Annotated in this window: 24 protein-coding genes; 7 read left to right on the top strand and 17 right to left on the bottom strand. The window is 44.4% G+C overall.

Annotation, left to right across the window (positions count from 1 at the left end; genetic code table 11):
• Position 1 precedes the first annotated feature (1 nt).
• From ABNE31_RS08230 to ABNE31_RS08205, 6 genes are read right to left on the bottom strand one after another with little or no spacing between them, the layout of a single operon-like run.
• The gene (locus ABNE31_RS08230) at positions 2-1,375 is read right to left on the bottom strand and encodes a nucleotide pyrophosphatase/phosphodiesterase family protein (RefSeq protein ID WP_349352995.1); all 1,374 of its coding nucleotides are present in this window, start codon (positions 1,373-1,375) and stop codon (positions 2-4) included.
• Positions 1,372-2,562 (bottom strand): metabolite traffic protein EboE, encoded by a 1,191-nt coding sequence (gene eboE, locus ABNE31_RS08225; protein WP_349352994.1) that lies wholly within the window; start codon positions 2,560-2,562, stop codon positions 1,372-1,374. Before eboE ends, ABNE31_RS08230 begins: the two co-directional genes overlap by 4 nt.
• Positions 2,559-3,725: a 3-dehydroquinate synthase gene (locus ABNE31_RS08220; protein WP_349352993.1), complete on the bottom strand. Its 1,167-nt coding sequence runs from the start codon at positions 3,723-3,725 to the stop codon at positions 2,559-2,561. Before ABNE31_RS08220 ends, eboE begins: the two co-directional genes overlap by 4 nt.
• Before the next feature lie 3 nt (positions 3,726-3,728).
• Entirely contained in the window at positions 3,729-4,628 is a 900-nt protein-coding gene (eboC, locus tag ABNE31_RS08215) for a UbiA-like protein EboC (protein ID WP_349352992.1), read from the bottom strand.
• Positions 4,628-5,536, bottom strand: a complete 909-nt coding sequence (locus tag ABNE31_RS08210) for a TatD family hydrolase (RefSeq protein WP_306014367.1) — start codon at positions 5,534-5,536, stop codon at positions 4,628-4,630. The genes eboC and ABNE31_RS08210 overlap by 1 nt, the downstream gene beginning before the upstream one ends.
• Before the next feature lie 4 nt (positions 5,537-5,540).
• The gene (locus ABNE31_RS08205; RefSeq protein WP_349352991.1) at positions 5,541-6,386 is read right to left on the bottom strand and encodes an EboA domain-containing protein; all 846 of its coding nucleotides are present in this window, start codon (positions 6,384-6,386) and stop codon (positions 5,541-5,543) included.
• Positions 6,387-6,483: 97 nt separating this feature from the next.
• On the opposite strand from ABNE31_RS08205, the gene ABNE31_RS08200 reads away from it, so the two are divergent.
• Positions 6,484-7,065: a tRNA-(ms[2]io[6]A)-hydroxylase gene (locus ABNE31_RS08200; RefSeq protein ID WP_349352990.1), complete on the top strand. Its 582-nt coding sequence runs from the start codon at positions 6,484-6,486 to the stop codon at positions 7,063-7,065.
• Positions 7,066-7,074: 9 nt separating this feature from the next.
• Here the strand turns inward: ABNE31_RS08200 and ppk1 are convergent, their stop codons facing one another.
• The 8 genes from ppk1 to rpsA form a co-directional block, all read right to left on the bottom strand.
• Positions 7,075-9,150 carry a polyphosphate kinase 1 gene (ppk1, locus tag ABNE31_RS08195; protein WP_349352989.1) on the bottom strand — a complete coding sequence of 692 codons (2,076 nt, stop codon included), beginning with the start codon at positions 9,148-9,150 and terminating at the stop codon, positions 7,075-7,077.
• Positions 9,151-9,639 carry a histidine phosphatase family protein gene (locus ABNE31_RS08190; protein WP_293289063.1) on the bottom strand — a complete coding sequence of 163 codons (489 nt, stop codon included), beginning with the start codon at positions 9,637-9,639 and terminating at the stop codon, positions 9,151-9,153. It abuts the gene before it with no gap.
• An 11-nt stretch (positions 9,640-9,650) separates the two neighbouring features.
• Entirely contained in the window at positions 9,651-10,298 is a 648-nt protein-coding gene (gene pdxH / locus ABNE31_RS08185) for a pyridoxamine 5'-phosphate oxidase (RefSeq protein ID WP_349352988.1), read from the bottom strand.
• A gap of 66 nt (positions 10,299-10,364) precedes the next feature.
• Entirely contained in the window at positions 10,365-11,276 is a 912-nt protein-coding gene (locus tag ABNE31_RS08180) for a ribonuclease Z (RefSeq protein ID WP_293289059.1), read from the bottom strand.
• Complete coding sequence (locus tag ABNE31_RS08175; RefSeq protein WP_179385427.1) at positions 11,273-11,605, bottom strand: ribonuclease Z; 333 nt, start codon at positions 11,603-11,605, stop codon at positions 11,273-11,275. Before ABNE31_RS08175 ends, ABNE31_RS08180 begins: the two co-directional genes overlap by 4 nt.
• Before the next feature lie 5 nt (positions 11,606-11,610).
• The gene (locus ABNE31_RS08170) at positions 11,611-12,537 is read right to left on the bottom strand and encodes an aspartate carbamoyltransferase catalytic subunit (protein WP_179385428.1); all 927 of its coding nucleotides are present in this window, start codon (positions 12,535-12,537) and stop codon (positions 11,611-11,613) included.
• A 6-nt stretch (positions 12,538-12,543) separates the two neighbouring features.
• On the bottom strand, positions 12,544-13,080 hold the full coding sequence (gene pyrR / locus ABNE31_RS08165) for a bifunctional pyr operon transcriptional regulator/uracil phosphoribosyltransferase PyrR (protein WP_220114295.1): 537 nt from the start codon (positions 13,078-13,080) through the stop codon (positions 12,544-12,546).
• Between the two features lie 114 nt (positions 13,081-13,194).
• Positions 13,195-15,030 (bottom strand): 30S ribosomal protein S1, encoded by a 1,836-nt coding sequence (rpsA, locus tag ABNE31_RS08160; protein WP_179385430.1) that lies wholly within the window; start codon positions 15,028-15,030, stop codon positions 13,195-13,197.
• Between the two features lie 260 nt (positions 15,031-15,290).
• Here rpsA and ABNE31_RS08155 point away from each other — a divergent pair, with 260 nt between their 5' ends.
• Positions 15,291-15,671 carry a LysM peptidoglycan-binding domain-containing protein gene (locus tag ABNE31_RS08155; protein ID WP_179385431.1) on the top strand — a complete coding sequence of 127 codons (381 nt, stop codon included), beginning with the start codon at positions 15,291-15,293 and terminating at the stop codon, positions 15,669-15,671.
• Positions 15,672-15,738: 67 nt separating this feature from the next.
• Here ABNE31_RS08155 and ABNE31_RS08150 read toward each other — a convergent pair whose 3' ends face one another.
• Entirely contained in the window at positions 15,739-16,167 is a 429-nt protein-coding gene (locus tag ABNE31_RS08150; protein ID WP_349352987.1) for a hotdog fold thioesterase, read from the bottom strand.
• A 200-nt stretch (positions 16,168-16,367) separates the two neighbouring features.
• Here ABNE31_RS08150 and ABNE31_RS08145 point away from each other — a divergent pair, with 200 nt between their 5' ends.
• Positions 16,368-18,074 (top strand): amidohydrolase, encoded by a 1,707-nt coding sequence (locus ABNE31_RS08145; protein ID WP_349352986.1) that lies wholly within the window; start codon positions 16,368-16,370, stop codon positions 18,072-18,074.
• A 106-nt stretch (positions 18,075-18,180) separates the two neighbouring features.
• Entirely contained in the window at positions 18,181-19,287 is a 1,107-nt protein-coding gene (locus ABNE31_RS08140) for a serine hydrolase domain-containing protein (protein WP_349352985.1), read from the top strand.
• Positions 19,288-19,297: 10 nt separating this feature from the next.
• Here ABNE31_RS08140 and cmk read toward each other — a convergent pair whose 3' ends face one another.
• Complete coding sequence (cmk, locus tag ABNE31_RS08135) at positions 19,298-19,996, bottom strand: (d)CMP kinase (protein WP_349352984.1); 699 nt, start codon at positions 19,994-19,996, stop codon at positions 19,298-19,300.
• Between the two features lie 49 nt (positions 19,997-20,045).
• Entirely contained in the window at positions 20,046-22,496 is a 2,451-nt protein-coding gene (lon, locus tag ABNE31_RS08130; protein WP_349352983.1) for an endopeptidase La, read from the bottom strand.
• A 218-nt stretch (positions 22,497-22,714) separates the two neighbouring features.
• On the opposite strand from lon, the gene ABNE31_RS08125 reads away from it, so the two are divergent.
• The 3 genes from ABNE31_RS08125 to ABNE31_RS08115 are packed head-to-tail and all read left to right on the top strand — an operon-like array spanning position 22,715 to position 24,913.
• Entirely contained in the window at positions 22,715-23,272 is a 558-nt protein-coding gene (locus ABNE31_RS08125) for an RNA polymerase sigma factor (protein WP_293285143.1), read from the top strand.
• A gap of 2 nt (positions 23,273-23,274) precedes the next feature.
• A complete protein-coding gene (locus tag ABNE31_RS08120) occupies positions 23,275-23,835 on the top strand; it encodes a hypothetical protein (protein ID WP_349352982.1) in 561 nt (186 codons plus the stop codon).
• Positions 23,816-24,913 carry a hypothetical protein gene (locus ABNE31_RS08115; RefSeq protein WP_349353037.1) on the top strand — a complete coding sequence of 366 codons (1,098 nt, stop codon included), beginning with the start codon at positions 23,816-23,818 and terminating at the stop codon, positions 24,911-24,913. The genes ABNE31_RS08120 and ABNE31_RS08115 overlap by 20 nt, the downstream gene beginning before the upstream one ends.
• Positions 24,914-24,933 lie beyond the last annotated feature (20 nt).

Raw genomic sequence — 24,933 nt, 5'->3', positions numbered from 1 at the left:
TTTATTGGGTTATGTGGTTTTTCAGTACTTCATAAACATCGGTGGCCAATAATTCCGCTTTGGGCAAATGGTCTTGGGCATTGGTAGCCAAGATAGGCCAATCTTGTTTATCCTCTGGGATTCTGCCATGCGAGCCTTTGACCAACTCAGCTTTTAGGGGAATCACATCCATCACCGTCCTAAAGCCCAATTTCTTTTTAAGAAGTTTCCAGATCACTTTGGGCATCACAAACGGGTCAGAAGGGTCGGTGAACATTTCAACAGGGTCGTAGCCAGGCTTTTTATGGATATCTACCATTCGGGCATAATCAGGTGCTACGGCATCATCCTCCCAAAAATAATAGGTAAACCAACTATCCTTATCCGCAACAAGGACGAAATCCCCGGCCCGATTATGGTTAAGCTGATGTGACTCCAGTTCATTTTTCGGAATGACTTTTTCCACACCGGGTATGGTCTTTAAATAGGAGTGCAATGCTTCATAATCGTCAGCTTCCTTGGCATACACATGGGCCACTTGATGGTCGGCAACGGCAAAGGCTTTACTCGCACCGGCATCCAAGAGTTCCAATCCCCTTTCCATCCGAATACCCAAATACCCCTTTTTCCTGAGGTAACGGTTAATATGGATGGGATTGGACACATCGGTGATACCATACTCGGACAATAGCACCACATGGGCAGACTTTACCTCGTAATACTGCACCAAATCCTTGACAACGGCATCAATCTCCCTTAAATCCTTTTGTAGAATATCAAAGTTGATTCCATGGCGTTGCGTATTGTAATCCAAGTGGGGCAGATACACCAAGGTCAGGGTGGGGTCATGCTCACGGTCCATTTCCATAGTAGCATCGGCAATCCATCTACTCGATGCAATGGAGGTTTTGGGTCCCCAGAACTTGAACAAGGGAAACGTACCCAATTTGGCTTGAAGCTTGTCTCTCAGTTCGGCCGGATAGGTATAAATATCCGGAATCTTTCTGCCATCCGCCAAGTAATTGGGGCGCGGGGTGGCGCTAAAATCAACTGTGCTGTACATATTGTACCACCAAAACATATTGGCACAGGTAAAATTGGCATCCAATGTCTTTAGTTCGTCCCAAATTTTAGGGGATTGCACCAAAGGGTTTCCCTGTCTCCAAAACTTCACCTCCAGTTCATCCTTAAAAAACCATCCATTCCCAACAATACCGTGTTCGGATGGCCATTTTCCCGTGAGATAGGTACTTTGGGCAGAGCAGGTCACGGCGGGCAATACGGGCTTTACCACACTGCTTTTGCCTTTTTCCAAGAATGATTTGATGAAAGGGGTATGCTCCCCTATCAATCTATGGGTCAATCCTACAATATTGATCACTACGGTCTTCTTCATTCCAATCTTGATTTCATCCAATTCAGTTCCCGCGCTATGGATTCTGTAATCGGCATTTTAAGATCCTTGGGTAAAACATCCCAAGTGTAGGTTTCCACCTCGATATGTTGGCTCACCAAATGACTTTTCAAATAAGCCAATACGCTCTCAATCTGGTCTTGTGTGGATTGGAGCAAACCGTAATCCTTTAAAAAGATGGGCACATGAAAGTGCGAGCGCAATTCGGTAAATGGTGCCCTCTTTTCCAAAATTACGGGTAAATCGTTGTATGTTTTCACCTTGCCATCGACCATTTGAGTTACTTGATGTAGATAAACCGGTTCATTGAACTTTGCCAAGGTGTTCCAAATGTCATCCGCTTTGTCTTGGTCGTATATAATTTTTAGGGCGGCACTCACCTGAATCTTACCAATCTTGATATCAGATTCCTTCAACTTTTCAAAGGTCCAATTTGGGGCTTCATAAGCCAATGCGAAATGACAAACGTCATAACATATCGTGATATAACGCTTGAGCAACTCGGTTATCTTTTCGGGATTGAATTGGTATTCCCCAAAAGCTTTAATAGCCGTGGGGACTAGGTATTCCGCATAAAAATCGAGCACCTCTTGCGTATTTTCCAAAAAACCATCGGGTTCGGGCTCCACATCCAAATGCATATACCTGCCCGAAGCTTTCTCCATTTGATACAGCTCAACAGCTACGCGAACCATATTTTTGGCCCCACTGGTCAATGCTTTTCGCTTATCCTCTTCCGAATCGAACCAATGTTTGTAGGAAACCGGGGAAGTGGAAATACCACATTCCATACCTTCGGGCGCCAAAACATTCAATTGTTTGAACAACCTCAGGGTATACTCCAAACGTTCCTGTGTGGTCCAATCCGGAACATGCACTTGATCCTTGACGGGTTCGCCATGAAAATTCCCATAGGGAAAACCGTTCATGGTGAATACGTAGCAATCTTCCTTATCCAACCATTCCTTAAATTCCTTGAGCTGCCCTTGGTCGAGTTCCAAACCGGCAGTGTTTCCCAAACGAAGTCCCAATCCAAAGGGTTTATCTGGACAAACAGCACTCTTGATTTGGGGCACATTTTCCTTTAAGCTTGTAAATGTTTCTTCCCAATTCCCACCAGCATGAATATTGGTGCAATAGGTAAGGTGATATTTTTCATTGATTTTCATAGGGAACTTTCCGGTTTGCGCACAAAGCTTCGGATAGCCTGTTCCATTAGGGTGTAGTCAATTTGATGTACATCGGTCTTTGTTCCGATTTTGGGAATCAAGGGGATGGTTAGCTTACCACCCAAATGTTCCCTAAATTCTTCAATTCCATGGAGCACTTCCTTGATCTCTTGATCGCTTTCAAAAGGCATTTCGAGTTGGAACCCCACTTTTTTGATAACGTTCAACACTCGATCTAAATCGTCTTCCAAAATCCCGATTAGACTGGCATATACCATATCTATGGCCATACCCAAGGCAACGGCCTCACCGTGTCGAAGTTGATAATCGGTCATATATTCCATTTTATGGGCGGACCAATGACCAAAATCCAAGGGTCTGGACGAACCACTTTCGAAAGGGTCTCCTCCTTTGGAAATATGTTCCATGTGCAGCTCGGCGCAGCGATGGATAAGATAGGCCATGACCTCCATATCCCTGTTGGCCAAAGCCTGGGCATTGTTTTCAATGTATTCAAAAAATGTCTTGTCCTTGATCAACGCCACTTTAATGGCTTCTGCGATTCCGGCCACCCAATCCCTTTGCTCCAGGGTTTTTAAAAATTCCAGATCGTTGATAATCGCGTAGGGCACGGAAAACGTGCCCAAAAAGTTTTTCTTTTCAAAGGCGTTCACACTGTTCTTGACCCCCACAGCGGCATCGTTCTGGGCCAAAACGGTAGTGGGTACCCTAATGAGCTGCACCCCTCGGTGCGCGATAGTAGCCGCATAACCTACCATATCTACTACGGCTCCGCCACCTATGGCCACCACAAAGGAATGCCGGCAAATGGCATTCTCATTAATGGCGGTAAGGCACCTATCCACACTCGTTTGGTCCTTTTTACTTTGCTCACCTCCCGGCACTACAACTAATTCCGTGTACTGTATTTGATTTTTGTACTGCTCGCAATACTGTTTGATATGGGTCTCCAACAATGGGTGACAGTCCATGACCCCTTGATCGACGATAAATAGACATTTGATCGGCTCATTAGGTCTATATTCCGACAGTACATTTTTGAACAAAGGGTTCTCCACGGCAAACAGGTGCTGGGTAAAAAGCAATTGATAATCATACCTTACTTGAAACGCCTGGCGTATGGGAGGTAAATTTGTATTCATAAACTAGGTTACTGCAAATTGTTTGGCCAAAAAGATGGACAACGGTAATAATAATAGTATGAGAATCCCCAGTAGAAGGTTCGAATGTGCTACGGCCAGGGAGGCATCCAGCAATACAATGGACAAAACGCCAGATTTTACGGCATTTTTAATATGGTTTGGGGTATTGTTCCTATAAGCGATGATCAAGGGTCGGAAGACCATTAGCCCGAAGAGTACCAAAAACAATACATACCAAAAATCATTTTTGGCATAAGTGTAATGGAGGTAAACCAAAGCAGTGATAACCATTCCATAGAGCAATCCTGCCATCAGGATATTTCCTTTATTCTTGCCATGTACTTCACCCCTACTGATCATGGTCACCGCAAAGATGAAAACAACCGGAAGCAGCACATAAGGCCAATACTGAAAGGTTCCCAACAACGAAATACCCATTAAAAGGTTGAGCCCTCTGCAAACACCCATATTCAATGGTCCCAATATAGGATGATGCTTTGCAAATTTATCGTACAGCAAAATGGACAATGCCAAAAAAACAGCGATTAAGCCAGTAGTTTTACCCACGAAAAATGCAAGTCCGATTCCGACCGCAAGCAAGACAAAACCAAGAGACCTTGCCTTTCCCAAAGGCACTACTCCGCTGGGAATAGGGCGTTCAGGTCGCTCCACCCTATCGATTTCAATATCAAATACATCATTGAGTACCACTCCGCCTGCGTACAGGAAAACGGAAGCCATCACCAGCAACAAAAAAGGTAAAACTGCGATGTCCGCCAATTGAAAAGCTCCCTCAACTGCAAACAGACCAGAAATAGCGGTTCCTGCCAAAACATCGGCAGCTGCCGTAGGTAAATTGGCCGGTCTACACAATTGGAGATATGCCTTTAAGCGTGGACTCATTAAACGATTTTGTTATCCTCTACTTTGGGTTCCTGCCCTCGTAGGACACTATTATCATTAAACAATTTCCGTTGGTCGATAGCTTCAGGGTTCAACCAATGTTCGGCTTTCATTTTTCCCGACCTGCCAAAAAAGTCCAGTGCATTTTGGTAGCAAGTTTTTACCACATCTTCACGGGAAACGCCATTTTGCAGCATTAGGTTGGCCGTTTTGGGAACCGCCAACGGGTCGGAAACACCCCAATCCGCAGAACTGTCCACAATAATATTTGTACTTCCAAATTTTTTGACGACTTCCACCATACGCTGATTGCCCATTTTGGTTTTTGGATATATGGTAAAGGCGGCAATAAATCCGCGGTCCAAAACTTCCTTTACCGTTTCCTCATTATTATGGTCGATGACCACCATTCCAGGGTCAATCCCGTGCTCTATACAGACTTCCATACTCTTAATGGTCCCTGCCTTTTTATCCCTATGGGGCGTATGTACTTGAACCATCATATTGAATTCCTTGGCCAGCTCCAATTGTTCCCGAAAGAACCTATCCTCTGCCTCGGTCTGGTCGTCATATCCGATTTCTCCAATGGCCACCACATTTTCCTTGTGCAGATATAAAGGCAATAATTCCATAACCTCTTCGGCCAAGGGTACATTATTCGCCTCTTTGGAGTTAAGCCCGATGGTACAATAATGTTTGATTCCGAATTGAGAAGCCCTAAAAGGTTCCCACCCTACTAAACTGCTGAAATAGTCTTGAAAAGAACCTACCTGTGTTCTGGGTTGCCCCAACCAAAATGAAGGTTCTATCACCGCGACTACCCCAGCTGCCGCCATGGCCTCGTAATCATCCGTAGTTCTGGAGGTCATGTGAACGTGTGGGTCTATGATCATTAATTTATCATCCATGCTATTACAAATTTTTCCAAGTTAACTCCCCTTTTTCTACTTGTTCTAAGTGAGTGTTGTGTGTTTTCAATAATTTTTTTCCCGCTTCGGTATCCGAATGAAAACAGACCAATGTGGCCGCTTTTTGCTCCCTTTCATTTTCGCTTTGAAACAAGCGTTCCATATCCTCGATCAAAGCGCCTTCCAAAAATGGGGAGACCGGTCTCCAGAACATGGGATCAATATCCCGTGAGGCTGCCCATCGTTCATGGGCGTAGTCTGATACGATTCTTGTCAAATCTTTGTTGGCCATGTTGTCCACGTCTGGAATCTTCTTCAAATCCTGCTGCATAAATGCAGCTTTCAGATACATTTGATTCCATTCCGCGTTGGTAAAATACCTTGCGGGATAGGGATTATGTTGGGAAATGGCGTTGAACACCGTCGCGATATTGGTACGTAGCGCTTCCACCGCAGCAAATTTAAAATGCTCTGATTTCGGTAAAAGAACCAAGTATTTCAAAAAAGTTTCCAATTCGGTCTTATCCGATATTTGTATCAGTTGCTGAACGGGCTTTAAAAAAACCTCATCTGACTCCAAAACAGATAACAAGAGCAAAATTCGTGACATTTCCAGGGTGGAGGCGTTCTGCTGTTCCAAATAGCTCCTCCACTGGAAATCCTTCTCACCAAAATCATGGATTGGGGCATCCTTTATTTTTGATGTAGATAGGCTATAGGTCATATACAGATCTTTTCTGCTTTTAGCATCAACGACCTGCGCTATGGCATCCATCAACCATTCAAATTCTGTTTTTTCCAAGTTTAGTATCAGGATATCGGAAAGATATTCCTTTGCGGTTTTTGTCATAGGTCCCGACTGCAATGTGTTGGACTTACAAATATAACCAGCGTTCAGCGATTTTATTTAATCCTATCAGATTATCTTTGCCCAAAATTAGATAACCATGTTAGGCTTAAAATTACCTACCGACCCAAGATGGGTAAATATTGTTGAAAAGAACATTGAGGAGATCTTGACGGACCACGCGTATTGCGAGCAAAAAGCTGCTAGCACAGCTATTTCGTTGATTATCGGGTTTCCTGAAAAATCGGAACTAGTAAAGGAAATGACTGCATTGGCACGTGAGGAAATGGGACACTTCAATATGGTTCACGATAAAATTATGCAACGTGGATGGGTTTTGGGTCGAGAACGTAAGGATGAATACGTCATTGAACTGATGAAATTTTTCCCCAAGGGTGGTAGCCGAGAGACCCATTTGGTACACAAATTACTTTACGCTGCGTTGATAGAGGCCCGGAGCTGCGAACGTTTTAGGTTGCTTTCCGAGGAAATTGATGACCAAGAGCTATCGGAATTCTACCGCAACCTCATGATCAGTGAGGCCAACCACTACACTATGTTCCTTAAGTTTGCCCGCAAATACGGAAAAAAGGAGGAAGTGGACCAAAAGTGGAACGACCTTTTGGAGTACGAGGCCCAACTGATGAAAAATCTCGGAAAAAAGGAAACCATGCACGGGTAACTCCGTGGGTTATTCCTCTAACTTCTTTTTATAATAATCGTACATCTCAAACTGGGATCTTAGCTCAGGCTGACCTTTGGGTCTTTTTCTGTAAGCATTGTCCTGTTTCGCAGAGAACACACGGGCCTTCGAGTTATCATTCCAAGAAATTTCAAAGGTGTCGAGCAGTTCCTGTCTAATATCCGGGTCATAAATGGGACACCCCACCTCTACCCTAAAATCCAAATTGCGGGTCATCCAATCTGCTGAGGAAATATAAATCTTTGGGTTACCGTCGTTGCCAAAAATGAAGAGTCTGGGGTGTTCCAAAAACTTATCCACCACACTGATGGCCTCTATATTCTCGCTCATGCCCTCGACCCCGGGGATAAGACAGCAAATACCCCGAACAATCATTTGTATCTTCACCCCTGCCCTACTGGCCTCGTACAGTTTATCGACCATTTTGTAGGAGGTGAGACTGTTCATCTTTATTTTGATGTAAGCCTGTTTTCCTGCTTTGGCAAGGGCAATTTCCTTGTCGATCAACTTCATAAAAGTCGACTTCGTGTAATGAGGGGATACAATTAGATGTTTGTACTTGTTGATTTTATAATTAGTCTCGAAAAACCCGAACACTTTGTTCATGTCTTTCAAGATGCCTTGGTGCGCAGTAAACAAGGTATAGTCAGTATAGATTTTGGCAGTAGACTCGTTGAAGTTTCCTGTACTGATGAAACCATATCGTTTAATGGTGTGTCCTTCCTCTCGTTCTATCAAACATATTTTACTGTGTACTTTAAGCCCTGGTACACCAAAAATCAAATTAACTCCTTCGTCCTGTAAGTAGTTGGCGTACTCAATATTGTTCTGTTCATCAAATCTCGCTTGGAGTTCAATTTGTACAGTGACCTGCTTCCCGTTCTTCACGGCATTGACCAAGGCCGATGCAATTTGACTTTCACTGGCCAAACGATAAATGGTAATCTTTATGGTTCGCACCCTTGGATCTAAAGCGGCTTCGCGCAAGAATTTGGTCACATAACTAAAGGTATGATAGGGTGCATAGATCATATAATCCTTATGTGCGATCATATCCAGCAAACTTCCCTTCATGCTCAACCCTTTCACAGGCAAAGGCTCTATCTTGTCGTACATCAGGTCGTTTCGCCCAAGACTTGGAAAGCCCATATAGTCCCTACGGTTATGGTAACGCCCGCCGGGAATGACACTATCGGTATCCATTATGTCCATTTTATCCTTGAGGAACTGCAGAGTGTCTTTATCAATGCTCTTATCGTATACAAAACGCACGGGGTCGCTTATCTTTCTATCCTCCACACTGGAAGAAATTTTCTCGATAAAGCTCTTGCTCAGATCATTGTCAATATCAAGTTCGGCATCGCGGGTAATTTTGATCATGTGTGCCGAAATGGAATCGAATTCGAACATGGTAAAAACACTGTCCAAACAGTAACGAATCAAATCATCCAACATAATCACATAATCCTTGTCCCCTTCTTTGGGCAATACCACAAAACGGTCGATTCCCTTCGGGATTTCTATAAGCGCATATCGATTGTGCTTTCCACGGGGCGTTCCGTTTTTCATGACCACCTTTACGGCCAAATAGGCAGCGGTATCCTTCAACAAGGGGAATTCGGTCAGGTCGTTCAAAATAATGGTCATCAGTTCTTGGTTGACCTTTTTGAAGAAGTAATCCCGAATAAATTCAGCTTGGCTTTCACTAACCTCGGTTTCCCTAATGATGAAGATGTTCTCCTGTCGAAGCTCCCTATCGATCTGTTTAAAAATCTCCAAACTTCGTGCCTGCTGGTCGATTACAATTTTGGTGATTTCTTCCAACAGATCCTTGGCCTTTTCTCCACCCAAAACACTTTTTCCTGTTTTTCCAGCATCCACGATACGTTTCACCGTAGCGTAGCGTACTTTGAAAAACTCATCAAGGTTATTGCTGAAAATTCCTAAAAATCGTAGCCTGTCAATTAAGGGTACCCGGTGGTCTTTCGCCTCTTGCAATACCCTTGCATTAAACTGTAACCAACTGATTTCCCTATTGATATATTCGTTTGTTGTTTTTACCATCTATTTCTTCAAGTGTTTTGGAAAGATCATTTGTTTGGTGGTTCCCCTGCTTACTTTGGACCAATCGTCCACACCAAATGTAATATGGACCAATCCTGCCGTGGGAACGTTGTCAATATACTGATCTCCCCAAGTATTTGCAAGCGAGGTAAAGGCATTATTATGGCCAAAGAGCGCCACGGTATCCATGGCATTGTCCAATTGCTGTACGAACTGCTCCACACTATTACCGGAAAAGTCATAGAGCATATGGTTTACCCTAAAATTGGATAGGTCGTACTCCAGGTTCCTCACAAAAATCATACTGGTATGCAGGGCCCTGTTGGCAGGGCTGGAAAAGATAAAATCAATTTTGGGCGCATGCAATCCAAAGGTCTTGGATACCTTGTGGGCATCATTTATGCCACGTTCCTGTAAGGGCCGGTCTTTATCAGAGACATCATAATCCCATGAGGATTTTCCATGTCGCATCAATATCAGTTGTTTCATTGTTTTAGGTGTTAAGGTGCCAGTCGTTCAATTTTCCAATCATAGTCTTCATCCAAGGTGTATCGTATCCTGTCATGCAATCGATTGGGGCGGCCCTGCCAAAACTCGATGGATACAGGCCTCACCAAAAAACCTCCCCAATAATCGGGTCTTGGTACTTCCTTTCCCTCATATTCTTGTTCGAGCTCCTTTAGTTTGCCTTCCAAATGTTCACGGGAAGGCACCACTTGGCTCTGGTCCGACACCACTGCGCCCAATTGGCTGCCTTTGGGCCGGGACTCAAAATAGCCGTCGGAAAGATTTTCAGCAATCTTTTCCGCTTTCCCCTTTATGATAACTTGACGTTCCATATTGGGCCAAAAAAAGGAAAGACATACGGAAGGGTTGGCAGCAATGGCCTTCCCCTTTTCACTCCGATAGTTGGTATAAAAAATAAATCCCTCAAAAGTGAATTTTTTCATCAATACCACCCTGCTTTTGGGAAATCCGTCCAAACCAATGGTGGATACCGTCATGGCATTGGGTTCATCCACGCCCTCCGAGGCTTCCACCTCATGGAACCACTTTTGGAACTGTTCCATGGGGTTCTCCCTGATGGATGTTTCGGTAAGCTCGCTTTTTTCGTAGGATTTTCGGTAATCGCTGAGATCTTTTTGCATAAGGTGAAGATCGTCAAAAATAGGGTCTCCTCAAAACGGGAAGTTTGTAAAACTTTGGTAAAATTTTTAATCGCCAAAGTCAAACACCTTACCGTCGTCCGCTAAATCAACCGGAGTGAAAATGGTTTCCGCCTCCTCTTTAAAGAGTCGGATGGATTTGTATCGTGTGGAATAGTGGCCCAAAATCAAAAGTTTCGCATTGGCTCCTTGGGCTATTTGGGCTGCCTGCATCGCCGTGGAATGTTTTGTTTTCTCGCATAAATGCGCTTCGGATTCCAGAAAAGTAGACTCGTGGTACAATACGGTCACGTCTTGGATAATGGGCACAACGGTCTCGTTATACATGGTGTCACTGCAAAAAGCATAGCTTTTCGGTTCCGGAGGGTCCAAGGTCAACTTTCGGTTCGGAACCGTGCGGCCCGAAGCATCAACGCCATCGGCCCCATTTTTTATGTTGTTGAACTGACTCCTGTCCACCCCATATTTTCGTGCGGCCTGAACATCCAAAGTTCTGGGTGACTCCTTTTCCTGAAATAGAAATCCATTGGTATACACCCTGTGTATCAAGGGTACGGTGCGTACGGTCACTTTTTCATCTTCAAAAATGAGTTCGGATTCCTTGGATTCCAATTCGTGGAACACCAGTGGGTAATTGGTCCAGGAATCCCCCAATTTTAAAAAGAGGGTAATGGCCTGTTTGATGCCTTTGGGTCCGTAAATATGAAGCTCTTTATCCCTTCCCAACAATCGAAAGGTGGAAATCAATCCGGGCAGACCAAAAAAATGGTCTCCATGGAGGTGGGAGATAAAAATATGGTTGATTCTGGAAAACTTGACCTTATATTTTCGAAGCTGCACTTGGGTCCCTTCGCCACAATCTATCAAAAATAGGTGGTTTTTGATTTCGAGTACCTGAGCGGTAGGATTGGTAAATGTTCGTGGTGTGGCGGCATAACAACCGAGTACGGTAAGCTTCATATGCCAAGGTCGCGTTCAATTTCTTCCATTTCGATGATGTCCTTTGCCTCTTGAAGAGTGGGCACTACACTCAACTCTTCTGGAATGTCATCATAACTAACGGCATCCGTGACCAAAACAAAGGATTGTCCACCGGCCTTATGGGTGTTTGAGAGATCCAAAAACTCCAACAGGTCATCCACCGTGAGTTTTTTGAAGGAAAAAAGATTGACCACGATATTGTCGTGCTTCAGTTTCGGGTAGGCATTCTGCAGATTTTCCATAAATCCGGAAAGCGTGGTCTTCTCTTGAAAGACGATGGTGGTGGTTCCTTCTTTGTCGATGATCATATCGCTTACTTTATTTTAGATGCCAAAAGATATAGTACGGCCATTCGAATGGCTACACCATTTTCTACTTGGTGCAGGATAATGGATTGGTCGGAATCGGCCACATCACTGGTAATTTCTACGCCACGGTTAATAGGTCCCGGGTGCATGATCACAATTTGCTTGTCCAAACTGTCCAACAGCTCCTTGTTCACCCCAAATTGCTGGGTGTATTCCCGTGTGGATGGAAAGTAGCTGATGTCCATACGCTCGTTCTGTACCCGAAGCATATTGGCCACATCGCACCATTCCAAGGCCTTCCTCAAATTGGTCTCTACGCCCACACCCAAGGATTCGATATGCTTTGGAATAAGCGTTTTTGGTCCACAAACTTTTACATTGGCCCCTTGCAGCTTCAAGGCGAAAATATTGGAGAGGGCTACCCGAGAGTGCAAAATATCCCCCACGATGACCACATTTTTTCCGCCTACGTCACCCAATTTTTCCCGTATGGAGAAAGAATCCAATAAGGCTTGCGTCGGATGCTCATGGGCGCCGTCACCTGCATTTACAATGGATGCTTTTACGTGTTGTGACAAAAATATACCCGCTCCGGGATTGGGGTGCCGCATCACCACCATATCTACCTTCATGGAGAGGATATTGTTGACCGTATCGATAAGGGTTTCGCCTTTTTTCACAGAGGATTGCCCTGCGGAAAAATTCACCACATCTGCCGAAAGTCGCTTTTCCGCGAGCTCAAAAGAAAGCTTGGTACGGGTACTGTTCTCAAAAAAGATATTGGCAATGGTAATATCGCGAAGGGTGGGCACTTTTTTTATGGAACGGTTGATGACCTCCTTAAAATGGTCTGCCGTTTCAAAAATGAGCGATATATCCTTTTGGTTCAGATATTTGATTCCCAACAAGTGGTTTACGCTTAACTCGCTCATTCCCTTTTATTTGCTTACTAAATATACTTTATCCTCACCGTCGTTTTCTTCCCACATCACTTTTACCTTTTCTTCGTTAATGGCATCCACTTGTCGGCCACGATAGGTGGGCTGAATGGGCAAGTGCCTGCTAAAACGTCTGTCGATCAATGTCAAAAGCTCAATATTGCTTGGTCTGCCAAAGGACTGAATGGCCGTAAGGGCCGACCGAATGCTTCTACCTGTGTAGAGGACATCATCGATAAAGACTACTTTTTTGTCTTCCACCAAAAAATTCATCTGTGTGGAATTGGCCTTGAGGATTTCCCCTCGTCCAAAATCATCCCTAAAAAATGTGATGTCCAAGAATCCAAGGTCAATATGTTTGATCTTGTATTCCTTTTTGAGAATCTTGACCAATCGCTCTGCCAAAAAAACACCTCTGGGCTGAATACCTATTAAGGCGGTATCGGTAAAATCCAAATGGTTTTCCATGAGCTGACAGGCCAACCGGTGCAGTATGATGTTGATTTCCTTTGAAGTAAGCAGAACTTTTTGACTCATAGGCTGTGTACGACCAACTCGGTTGATTACAAAAGTAAGCAATTCTTTAAAATGTTTAGCGCATAAAAAAGCCCCACTGTTTCCAGCGGGGCTTTGTATGATTGAAAGTTCTGATTACTTTTTCTTGGAATCAGCTTCCATTTTGTCCTTCAAGGCTTGCAACTGTGAGTTGGCATCTCCAAGGGTTGGAGCAGCTTCATCGGATGATGCGGCTCTTTTCTTGGCAGCTTTCACATTCTTGTCCTCTTGCTCTCTAAAGATAGCAGTGTGGCTAGCCACAACTCGCTTGAAATCTTTGTTGAACTCGATGATCTTGAATTCGGCCTCTTCTCCTTTTTGGAGTTTTTTACCGTCTTCCTTCTCCATGTGTCGCTGTGGCACAAACCCTACGATATCCTCGTTAAAGTTGATGGTAGCTCCTTTGTCAACCACCTCAGCGATGGCAGCTTTGTGGATGGTACCTTCAGCAAACTCCTCGGAGTACTTGTCCCAAGGGTTCTCTGTAGTCTGCTTGTGTCCAAGGCTCAACTTGCGGCCTTCCACGTCCAATTCCAATACTTCCACCTCCAAGGTGTCACCTACGGTCACAAACTCGGATGGGTGCTTGATTTTCTTGGTCCAAGAAAGGTCGGAGATATAGATCAAACCGTCGATTCCTTCTTCCAACTCTACAAATACTCCAAAGTTGGTAAAGTTTCTAACGATTCCTTTGTGTCTTGATCCCACTGGATATTTGGAAGTGATATCGGTCCATGGGTCAGGAGTCAATTGCTTGATACCCAACGACATTTTACGATCTTCTCTATCCAAGGTCAATACCTCGGCCTCAACTTCGTCTCCTACGTTAACGAAATCTTGGGCTGATCTTAGGTGAGTACTCCAAGACATTTCAGAAACGTGGATCAAACCTTCCACACCTTCGGCAACTTCGATAAATGCACCGTAATCTGCGATAACGACTACTTTACCTTTCACCTTGTCTCCTACTTTGATCTCATCACCAAGGGCGTCCCATGGGTGTTTCTCCAATTGCTTAAGACCCAACTGGATTCTGGACTTGTTGTCGTCGAAGTCCAAGATAACCACGTTCAATTTTTGGTCTAGCTCCACCACCTCGTTCGGGTGGTTGATACGGCTCCAGGAAAGGTCGGTAATGTGAACCAATCCATCCACACCTCCAAGGTCGATAAATACCCCGTATGATGTAATGTTCTTGACCACACCTTCCAATACTTGACCTTTTTCCAATTGGCCGATGATCTCTTTTTTCTGCTCTTCGATGTCCGCTTCGATCAAGGCTTTGTGGGATACCACTACGTTCTTGAACTCGTGGTTGATCTTCACTACCTTAAACTCCATGGTCTTGCCTACATACTGATCGTAATCACGGATAGGCTTCACATCGATTTGGGAACCTGGCAAGAACGCCTCGATACCGAATACGTCAACAATCATACCACCTTTGGTACGGCATTTAACGAAACCAGTAACGATTTCTTCCTTGTCATGGGCGTTGTTCACGCGCTCCCAAGCTTTGATGGTCCTTGCTTTTCTGTGGGACAACACCAATTGACCGGTCTTGTCTTCACGGATATCTATAAGTACCTCAACTTTATCACCAACTTTAAGATCGGGATTGTAGCGGAACTCATTCAAGGAAATCACACCTTCGGACTTGGCATTGATGTCAATGATTGCCTCACGGTCTGTCATGTGAACCACTTTTCCTTCCACAACTTCCTCATCGGCAGTGTCCACAAAGTTTTCCTCAACAAGGTTTTCAAATTCCTTGAGCTTGGTATCATCTACGCGCTCAATTCCTTCTTCGTACTTGTCCCAATCAAAGTTTTCAAGAAATTCCTGAGGATCTTGTTCGGGTTGTTTTGCTTCCTTTACTTCTGGTGCCAAGGCAGTTTCTTCTACCTCAACGTTTTGTTTTTCTTCAGCCATACGTTGCTGATTAAAATTTGTATTCCACGTTTTACAAGAGCCCAACAATTACCGTGAAAGCGGTTTTAAATTGATTTTCTATAGTCCCTTTCGCTCTTGCCTCCTTGCTAAAAGGGGTGCGAAAATACAATTAAATTATGGATATACAAAGCCTACAAGCAAGGTTTCAACAAAAAAAGTATTCCTTTGGTTGGGTGGCAAAATAATAAGAGAATGTTTATCTTGAGACTTCTAATTGTTAACTATAAAAAAGTACCCTTATGAGCGTAAAAGCAAAGTATCAACCAGTACTCGACCTAGGTGAAAAATTGAATGTACAACATGGCGATGTCACCGTTGAGGGAGATGTCCTAAAAATCAAGGGCACGACCAAGACCCAATACGAAAAGAACCTATTATGGGACAAAATCAAGGAGATTGGCGGGGAAAAACCATCGGATATCAAGGCCAATATTACCGTGGAGGACGAATCCGTTTATCACAGACATACGGTGAAGAGCGGGGAATCGCTGAGCAAGATTGCCAAGCATTATTATGGCGACCCCATGAAATACAACAAGATTTTTGAGGCCAACACCAATATACTGAAGAATCCAGATGTGATTCACCCTGACCAAGTTTTGGTGATTCCCAATTTGTAAGATTGATAAACAGTTCGGGGCCTTTGGTCTCGGACTGTTTTCTTTGAATTACAATTTAAATCGTTTGCTACTCCTGCAACGCCCTTATAAAATTATAGACTCCCCTACCTTCCGCTACCAACATCCCGTCTTGAAATGCCTTCATTTTGGTGACCATGATTCGGTTGCCCATACGAACCAGTTTACCTTCAAAGAGTAGGTCCTTACCTTCCGCAAACCGCAAATAATCTACCCGCAGGTCAATGGTGGAAAGCTTATCTTCCGGTGACTCAAAATTGGCGATTCCTATGGCACCTCCTACGGAATCCATTACCGTGGCCATAATCCCGCCATGCCAACGCTTTGTACGGATATCCCCAACAAAATCCTCCCGGAACGGAATCCGTACCCGTATAAATTCCTTTTCGATGGTCTCCACCTTTAATCCCAAATAGCGGTGTATCGGGATTTCCTCCTCGGCCAATCGAATCAGTCGCTCCTTTGTTTTTTCATCCATAGACCAAAACTACAATTTTTCCCCACGGGCGGGATAAGGTGTGGAAATAATCTCCAAGCTTGTCAAGCCAAAAATATCAAAAACAATATGTATTCAGGTCCTCATTTTTTTTATCGCCCATATGGCTAAAATCACTAAATTTAGTTGACTATCAACAAAATACATTAACCTGTTCCCTAGAAAAATTTAATATCCAACCTATGCATCATTTTAAAACTTTCAGCCTTTTTTCGCTGCTCTTGCTTTTTATCGCATGCAAATCCGACCAAAGTCCATCAGCCGAAGAAGCTGCAGTGGTGTACCACGGCGGCGACATCATTACCATGGCCGGTAATACGCCCAATTATGTAGAAGCACTTGTAGTAAAAGACGGGATTATCACCTTTGCAGGAACTGCAAGTGAAGCTATGCAAATGGTCGGAAAAGGTCATCAAATGGTGAATTTGGAAGGTCGTACCATGCTGCCGGGTTTAATCGATGGCCACGCTCACTTTTCATCCTTTTCCGCACAGGCCATCGGAGCACAAATATTACCGCCTCCCGATGCCGGGGCAAAAGACATCCCTACCTTGATTTCGGTTTTAAAGGAATGGAACACACCAGAAAACCGAGCACTTACGGGATGGATCTTTGGGATGGGCTTTGATGATTCTGTCCTAGAAGAAAACAGATTTCCTACCAAACACGACCTAGATCAAGTAACCACTGAGTTTCCCATTATGATTGTGCACATTTCCGGGCATTTTGCCTCGGTCAATTCCAAAGGGCTTGAGCTTTTGGGCATCGATGCCAGCACCCCTGATCCCGAAGGAGGTATCATCCGAAGGGAAGGCAATAACGAACCCAATGGTGTACTGGAAGAACTTGCCGCCATTCCATACTATGCAAAAGCCTTGACACCGGCGACCGCCGAAGCGGCCAATCGCTTTTTTGAAGCAGGTCAGGAGATGGCCCTTTCCTACGGTTATACCACCGCGCAAGAAGGAAGGGATATGGGGAATGTGGATCAATTTGCACAACTGGCCAATGCCCAAAAATTGAAATTGGACGTAGTGAGCTATGTGGATTACCTTTTTGTGGACAAGTATCTGAACAGCGAATGGAAGAGCAACAGCTACAATAACCATTACCGGATTGGAGGAATGAAGGTTACTTTGGATGGTTCTCCCCAAGGCAGAACTGCATGGCGCACCAGACCCTATTTGATTCCGCCAGATGGTGCCAGCGAAACATATAGCGGGTACCCTGCCATTCCTCAAGACAGCGTGGTCACAGCCATTTACAACAAAGCCTTCAAAAATAACTGGCAAATTTTGACCCATGCTAATGGCGACGCTGCCATCGACCAAATGATCCGGACCATGACAACTGCCGCCCAAACCCATGGCAACGAAGACCGGAGGAGTGTATTGATTCATGGGCAATACGTGCGCGAAGACCAATTGGACTCCCTCAAAAAATTGGATGTGATTGCATCCCTTTTCCCGTTGCACACCTTTTATTGGGGCGATTGGCACAAACAGATTATCGGGGACAGCCTGGGCAATAAAATCAGCCCTACACGTACCGCTTTAAACAAAGGCTTGAATATTACCATTCATACCGATGCGCCCGTGGCACTGCCCAACTTGATGCGCATGGTAGGCATTTCCGTGGAGCGCAAATCCCGTTCTGGACAAGTGATCGGCGAAAACGAAAAACTCACCTCTTACGAAGCCCTAAAAGGAATCACCGAATGGTCCGCTTACCAACATTTTGAGGAAGATTCCAAAGGAACGCTGGAAGCTGGTAAGGTTGCCGACTTGGTCATCTTGGACAAAAACCCGTTGAAGGTGCCGGAAAGTGATATAAAAAATATTCAGGTTCTTGAAACGATTAAAAATGGGGTTTCCGTGTACAAGAGATAGTTTTTAATTGATTTTTCAATTGTAAGCGTGCTGTTATTTCAACGACATTTGATAAAAGTAATCTTTTTTTGATGTTAACATCATCCTTACTTATACCATTACATGTATGATGAAAAATATCCTTGTCATCTTTTGCCCCATATGTATTCTGTTATTCAGTTGTGGTAATCCTAACGCCAAAACAACCATCGATCATCAAACTGTTAACGAGCGGGTTATTACAAAAGCCCAATCCGATTTGATTTTTGAACATACCAAAGTCTTTCCGAACAACACCCAACTCGCTTTCGCCTTTATTAAGAATGGCAGGGTACAGTTCTACGGTGTGGAGAAAAGAAACGACTCCATTCTTTCAGTTCAAAATCATCAAAATGCCTTTGAAATCGGTTCCATTACCAAAGTATTCACCAGTACAGTTTTGGCCGATTTGGTGTTGGACCATACAGTAAATTTGGATGATAGCATCAATCTTTTTTATGATTTTGTGTTCCATAAAAATCAGGAAATCACTTTTAAAAGATTGGCAAACCATACCTCTGGACTTCCAAGAATGCCCTCTAATTTTGATTTTGATATCAGTAACCAAGACCCTTTTGCGTCTTACGACAATGAAAAGTTAAGAGCATATTTGACGAATGACATGGAACTATCTTTTGATGATGATAGAACATATGAGTATTCCAATTTGGGAGCTGGCCTTTTGGGGTATACCTTGTCAAAAATTGAAAAAAAGCCCTTGAGCCAATTGTTCCAAGAAAGGATATTTACAAAATATGACATGCCCAACAGCACTATTGGAAGCGAAAATGTACCCACTTCATTAGTGCAAGGGCAAAGCCCGGAAGGGCGACCGGTGCAAAATTGGAATTTGGCCTCTTTGTCCGGCGCCGGTGACATCATTTCCACTGCTGAAGATCTTTCCCAATTTGTGTTGGCACAATTTCAAGCAGATAATGAAGTTTTGGCAATGACCAGAGCGGCAACACATGCTCTAAACGAAGATTCCAGTGTAGGTTTGGGGTGGCACATACAAAAGAAACCATCAGGCGAGAACTGGATATGGCACAATGGCGGAACTGGGGGATATACATCCTGTTTGGTAATGAATACAGAAAGAAAGAATGCCGTTATTGTCTTATCCAACGTTTCAGCTCTTGGTGACCTTATGATACATATTGACCAACTCTGTTTTGGACTTATGGAGACTCTTTAGAAGTCGACTTTCACCCCACCTTCGCAATCACCCTTTGCGCAAAATCGTGGATACGCTCAAACTGCTCTTCCAGGCCCATATCGCTATTGTCAAACTCGATGGCATCCTTGGCCTTGGTCAATGGGGAAACGGTACGGGTAGAGTCGATTCGGTCGCGCTCCTCCACATTTCTCAGCACCTCCTCATAAGTTACCGCTTCGCCCTTTTCCAAAAGTTCTTTATAACGACGGGTAGCCCGGGTTTCTGGGGAGGCCGTCATAAACAATTTTAGTTCGGCTTCGGGAAACACTACGGTACCAATATCACGGCCATCCATCACAATACCCTTATCCTTGCCCATGGCCTGCTGCATCTTCACCAATTTTTCACGTACTTCCTTAATGGCCGCCACCTTGCTGACAAATCCCGAGACATGCAGGGTGCGAATCTCTTGCTCCACATTCTGGTCGTTCAAGTACATCTCGGAACGCCCAGTTTCTTCGTTGGGCACAAACTGGAGGTGAATTTCGGATAGTTTGTCTACCAACGCAGCTTCGTCCAAATGCCCGTCCTTATCAATAATGCCCTCTTGCAACGCAAAAAGTGTTACGGCACGGTACATGGCACCGGTATCTACATAAATATAGTTGAGGCTAGCCGCCAGTCGTTTGGCAATGGTACTCTTTCCCGTGGAGGAATATCCATCAATGGCAATCGTAATTTTTCCCATAGGCCAAAAATAGGCAGAAAAGCGCTTATACGGTTATGACTTCTGTCAATTAAAGCTCCTTGGCATGTTTTACCTTCTGCTTGGTGATGGCAATATCGATTACCTCGCTCATGTCGGTCACATAATGGAACGTCAAACCTTTCAGGTACTCTTCTTTGATTTCTTCGATGTCCTTTTTATTGTCTGCACAAAGGATAATTTCTTTGATCCGCGCCCTTTTGGCCGCCAAGATTTTCTCTTTGATGCCGCCCACCGGCAATACCTTACCACGAAGTGTGATTTCACCGGTCATGGCCAAGCTCTTTTTCACTTTGCGTTGCGTAAATAGCGATACCAAAGAAGTTAGCATGGTAATCCCCGCGCTGGGGCCATCTTTTGGTGTAGCTCCCTCGGGTACGTGAATGTGTACATTGTACTTATCGAAAACCGTCGGGTCAATACCGTAAGTCTCTGCATTCGACTTAATGTATTCCATCGCAATGGTAGCCGATTCCTTCATCACTTTGCCGAGGTTACCCGTGATGTTCATTGTACCCTTTCCTTTGGAAAGTATGGACTCGATAAATAAAATATCACCTCCTACACTCGTCCACGCCAAACCGGTAACGACCCCGGCCACATCGTTGTTTTCGTACTTATCGCGCTCCAATCGTGCTGGGCCCAAAATCTTTTCAACGTCCTCGTTGGTCACGGTTACGTTATATTCCTCTTCCATGGCAATGGATTTGGCAGCGTAGCGCACCACTTTGGCGATTTGTTTTTCCAAACTACGCACACCTGATTCGCGGGTGTAACCCTCCACGATTTTTTCCAACTGTCGCTTTCCAATCTTTAGGTCCTTTTTGGACAGTCCGTGTTCCTCCAATTGCTTGGGCAACAAGTGTCGTTTGGCAATCTCCACTTTTTCCTCGATGGTGTAGCCCGTCACATTGATGATTTCCATACGGTCACGAAGTGCTGGCTGAATGGTGGATAAATTGTTCGCCGTGGCAATGAACATCACCTTGGAAAGGTCGTAGCCCATTTCCAAAAAGTTATCGTGGAAATCGCTGTTCTGCTCAGGGTCCAATACCTCCAGCATGGCAGAAGATGGGTCCCCCTGATGGCTGCTTGCCAATTTATCGATTTCATCCAGAATGAAAACAGGGTTAGAGGTTCCCGCTTTTTTCAAACTCTGAATGATCCTTCCCGGCATGGCACCAATGTATGTTTTTCGGTGTCCGCGGATTTCCGCCTCATCGCGGAGTCCGCCCAAGGACATGCGAACGTATTCACGACCCAAGGCCTCTGCCACCGATTTCCCCAAAGAGGTTTTACCCACCCCAGGAGGTCCGTACAAACAAAGGATGGGCGATTTCATATCGTTCCGCAATTTGAGTACAGCCAAATATTCGATGATACGGCGCTTAACGTCCTCTAGACCGTAGTGGTCCCTATCCAAGATTTGCTGTGCTTTTTTCAAATCGAACTTATCCTTGGAGTATTCGTTCCATGGCAGGTCGAGCAACAGGTCCAAATAATTGCGTTGGATGGAATACTCGGCCACCTGAGGGTTCATGCGGCGCATTTTGGCCAACTCCTTCTCAAAATGCTCCTCTACCTTTTTGCTCCATTTTTTGGTCTTGGCCTTTTCGGTCATTTCGTCCACCTCCTCTTCATACGAAAGTCCGCCCAACTCTTCTTGGATGGTCTTCATCTGTTGGTGGAGGAAATATTCCCGCTGTTGCTGGTCCATATCGCTACGGACCTTGCTTTGGATATCGTTGCGCAACTCCAATTTTTGAAGTTCCATGTTCATGTACTTCAAGGTGGCCAAGGCGCGCTCCTGTAAATTTGGCATCTCCAAAAGCTGCTGCTTCTCGGAAACGGATAGGTTCAAATTAGAGGATACGAAATTAATCAAGAACGGATTGCTCTGTATGTTTTTGATGGCAAAGGTGGCCTCGCTGGGAATATTTGGATTGTCCTTGATAATCTTGAACGCCAATTCCTTAATGGAATCGATAATGGCCTCGAATTCGCCGCTTTGGTCGTCGGGACGCTCCTCTGCCGCTTCGCTCACTTTAGCAGTGATATAGGGCTTCTCGGTCAAGAGTGTATCAATCTTAAATCGCTTCTTCCCTTGAATGATCACAGTGGTATTGCCATCCGGCATTTGAAGCACCCGTAGGATACGAGCCACTGTTCCCACGGTATTGATATCCTCCGGCCCTGGATTCTCAACGCTTTCGTCCTTTTGGGAAACCACCCCGATGACCTTGGAACCATTGTTGGCATCTTTGATCAAATTGATGGATTTGTCCCTGCCGGCCGTAATAGGAATCACAACACCGGGAAACAAAACGGTATTGCGCAGCGGCAATAAGGGTAAAGTTTCGGGCAGACTTTCCCTATTCATCTGCTCCTCGTCCTCAGGGGTCAACAACGGAATCAATTCGGCATCCTCGTCCAATCCCTGAAGGTCTATATTGTCAAATTTGGTAATTTTCATCTCTCCCATATCATCTTTTCGGTCATTTTGTCATAATCGACCAACAACCCGCATTTTTGTTCAACATCAACAGCTACATAAATCCCTAAAAATCAATGTTTATAGTGATTTGCAAGCTTAGTATCACCCATTAATTGGCAATTCCTGTGCCATTTAAAATTCAAATTTTAAGAAAAAAGTGTAACAATTGGTAAATTCCATAATCTATAAGACAAACCAATCATTTTTTGAGCCGACAAAATGAACATATTGACACGCTGCTCGAATTGTGCAAGCAGGGCAAACAAAGCGCACAGCTAGAGGTTTACAACCGCTATTACAAAGCGATGTACAATACCGCTTTGAGGATTGTAAAACATACGGCAGAGGCAGAGGATGTGATGCAGGAATCGTTCCTGAACGCATTTACCAAGCTGCACACCTTTAAAGGAGACGTCGCCTTTGGGGCATGGTTAAAGCGGATCGTGATCAATAACAGTATCTATCATTACAAAAAACAGCAGAAAAAACGCGCTGTGGACTTGGATGATGTAATGTACAAGGTCGAAGATAACGATGTAGCTGCTTCGGACCAAAATGGTTATACAGAACTGAAGGCTCAAAAAGTGATGGAAACCATGAAAAGTTTGAAAGACAATTACAGAGTTTCTTTGACCTTACATTTAATTGAAGGGTACGATTACGAAGAAATCAGTGATATCATGAACATTAGCTATGCTAATTGTAGGACCACCATTTCGAGGGCCAAAGAAAGCCTGAGAAAAAAATTGACCGTAAATGTTTAGTTATGAAGAAGGATAATTTAGACCATTTGTTCGAGCGTCTCCAAGGAGAGTTCGATGTGGCGGAGCCGGAAAACGGGCACCAAGAGCGGTTTTTGGAAAAATTGAACCGGCAACAGGGCACCATTGCCTTGGGCAAGAAAAAGACCTCCTGGTGGAAACCGTTGTCCATCGCCGCATCCATAGTCCTTGTGGCCATGCTGGGGTACCAAGCCTTCGGCCCAGAGCCCAGCATTAAACGACAGGTCACCAAAATTGCACCGGAAGTTTCCCAGACCGAGTTCTACTTTGCCAGTTTGATAGAAGCGCAAGTTGAAGAACTCAAGGAAGAAAAAACACCGGAAACGGCCCAACTGGTAGACGACACTTTGGCACAATTGGCCAAACTGGACAAAGATTACCGAACGTTGGAGCAAGATCTGGTCGATGGTGGAGATATCAAGATCATATTAAGTGCGATGATCACCAATTTCCAGACCCGTATCGACCTTTTGAAAGAAGTTTTGAGCCAAATAGAAAATATTAAGAATCTAAAATCACAACATGATGAAAGTTTTACCATTTAAATCCCTCTTTTTCGCCTTGGCTTTGATTCCCCTTGTGGCTATGGGCCATGTGGACAGCGATAAGCTGAACGGCAGGTACACCAAGGAAAAGACCATTAAAAAAGAATATAACGTTAATCCGGATGCGCTCTTTAAAGTAAAAAACAGCTATGGGAATGTTAACCTTACCTCGTGGAACGAGAACCGCGTGGAAATTGAGGTGCACATCAAAACCAACGGCAACGACGAGGACCGGGTGCAGGAACGATTGGACGAAATTGACGTGGAGTTTGAAAATAGTCCCGATATGGTCTCTGCCACTACTCGGTTCGGAGATCGTAGCAATAGCTGGGGCTGGAGCTGGGGTGGACGCAAAAAAGTCAGCGTACAGGTCAACTATACCATAAAATTGCCCGTAAAGAACAGTGTTAACCTCAGCAACGATTATGGTAGCATTATTTTGGACCGTATCGATGGCCACGCCAAGATCAGCTGTGACTACGGTAAATTGGAAATTGGAGAGCTACGTGGTCGCAACAATGAACTACGTTTCGACTACACTTCCCGATCCACCTTCGATTACATCAACAGTGCCGAGATCATTGCGGATTATTCCGGTTTTACCATCGAAAAGGCAGGCAACCTCAACATTAAGGCGGACTATACCAATGCAGTCGTGGAAGAAATGGACAACCTGCAATACGGCAGTGATTATGGTTCCATCGACGTACGGAACGTAAACAATGTGGAAGGCAACGGGGACTATATCGGTGTAAAACTGGGCAATGTACACGGGAACGTAGCCATCACCAGCGACTATGGGTCCATTAAAATTGATCGCATGGCCGCCGATGCCGGAAATATTGAGATTGGTTCAGATTACACGGGCATCAAGATTGGTTATGACCCGGCTTACCACTTCGATTTTGAGATCAGTACCGAATATGCCGGTGTAAGTGGCAAGGAAGATTTTGAAATCAACATCAGTAAGGAAAAATCGACCGAAAAATATTATCGTGGGTTCTATGGCAAGGCCAATTCTGGAAACAGGGTCAGCATTACCAGCGACTACGGGGGTATCTCATTTTATCAAAATTAATAGCAATCAAAAAACAATTT

Source organism: Flagellimonas sp. MMG031, assembly GCF_040112705.1.
Taxonomy (GTDB): Bacteria; Bacteroidota; Bacteroidia; order Flavobacteriales; family Flavobacteriaceae; genus Flagellimonas.
This window is presented reverse-complemented; position numbering and strand designations above follow the sequence as displayed.

Excerpts from the sequence above, each read along its gene's own strand:
- ABNE31_RS08170 (WP_179385428.1), bottom strand. The coding sequence starts at position 12,537 with ATGAGCGAGTTAAGCGTAAACCACTTGTTGGGAATCAAATATCTGAAC.
- ABNE31_RS08210 (WP_306014367.1), bottom strand. The coding sequence starts at position 5,536 with ATGGATGATAAATTAATGATCATAGACCCACACGTTCACATGACCTCC.
- ABNE31_RS08140 (WP_349352985.1), top strand. The coding sequence starts at position 18,181 with ATGATGAAAAATATCCTTGTCATCTTTTGCCCCATATGTATTCTGTTA.
- ABNE31_RS08120 (WP_349352982.1), top strand. The coding sequence starts at position 23,275 with ATGAAGAAGGATAATTTAGACCATTTGTTCGAGCGTCTCCAAGGAGAG.
- ABNE31_RS08220 (WP_349352993.1), bottom strand. The coding sequence starts at position 3,725 with ATGAATACAAATTTACCTCCCATACGCCAGGCGTTTCAAGTAAGGTAT.
- eboE (WP_349352994.1), bottom strand. The coding sequence starts at position 2,562 with ATGAAAATCAATGAAAAATATCACCTTACCTATTGCACCAATATTCAT.
- ABNE31_RS08200 (WP_349352990.1), top strand. The coding sequence starts at position 6,484 with ATGTTAGGCTTAAAATTACCTACCGACCCAAGATGGGTAAATATTGTT.
- pdxH (WP_349352988.1), bottom strand. The coding sequence starts at position 10,298 with ATGCAAAAAGATCTCAGCGATTACCGAAAATCCTACGAAAAAAGCGAG.
- ABNE31_RS08145 (WP_349352986.1), top strand. The coding sequence starts at position 16,368 with ATGCATCATTTTAAAACTTTCAGCCTTTTTTCGCTGCTCTTGCTTTTT.
- ABNE31_RS08175 (WP_179385427.1), bottom strand. The coding sequence starts at position 11,605 with ATGATCATCGACAAAGAAGGAACCACCACCATCGTCTTTCAAGAGAAG.
- ABNE31_RS08155 (WP_179385431.1), top strand. The coding sequence starts at position 15,291 with ATGAGCGTAAAAGCAAAGTATCAACCAGTACTCGACCTAGGTGAAAAA.
- ABNE31_RS08115 (WP_349353037.1), top strand. The coding sequence starts at position 23,816 with ATGAAAGTTTTACCATTTAAATCCCTCTTTTTCGCCTTGGCTTTGATT.
- ABNE31_RS08150 (WP_349352987.1), bottom strand. The coding sequence starts at position 16,167 with ATGGATGAAAAAACAAAGGAGCGACTGATTCGATTGGCCGAGGAGGAA.
- pyrR (WP_220114295.1), bottom strand. The coding sequence starts at position 13,080 with ATGAGTCAAAAAGTTCTGCTTACTTCAAAGGAAATCAACATCATACTG.
- ppk1 (WP_349352989.1), bottom strand. The coding sequence starts at position 9,150 with ATGGTAAAAACAACAAACGAATATATCAATAGGGAAATCAGTTGGTTA.
- ABNE31_RS08230 (WP_349352995.1), bottom strand. The coding sequence starts at position 1,375 with ATGAAGAAGACCGTAGTGATCAATATTGTAGGATTGACCCATAGATTG.
- eboC (WP_349352992.1), bottom strand. The coding sequence starts at position 4,628 with ATGAGTCCACGCTTAAAGGCATATCTCCAATTGTGTAGACCGGCCAAT.
- ABNE31_RS08205 (WP_349352991.1), bottom strand. The coding sequence starts at position 6,386 with ATGACAAAAACCGCAAAGGAATATCTTTCCGATATCCTGATACTAAAC.
- ABNE31_RS08180 (WP_293289059.1), bottom strand. The coding sequence starts at position 11,276 with ATGAAGCTTACCGTACTCGGTTGTTATGCCGCCACACCACGAACATTT.
- ABNE31_RS08190 (WP_293289063.1), bottom strand. The coding sequence starts at position 9,639 with ATGAAACAACTGATATTGATGCGACATGGAAAATCCTCATGGGATTAT.
- rpsA (WP_179385430.1), bottom strand. The coding sequence starts at position 15,030 with ATGGCTGAAGAAAAACAAAACGTTGAGGTAGAAGAAACTGCCTTGGCA.
- lon (WP_349352983.1), bottom strand. The coding sequence starts at position 22,496 with ATGGGAGAGATGAAAATTACCAAATTTGACAATATAGACCTTCAGGGA.
- cmk (WP_349352984.1), bottom strand. The coding sequence starts at position 19,996 with ATGGGAAAAATTACGATTGCCATTGATGGATATTCCTCCACGGGAAAG.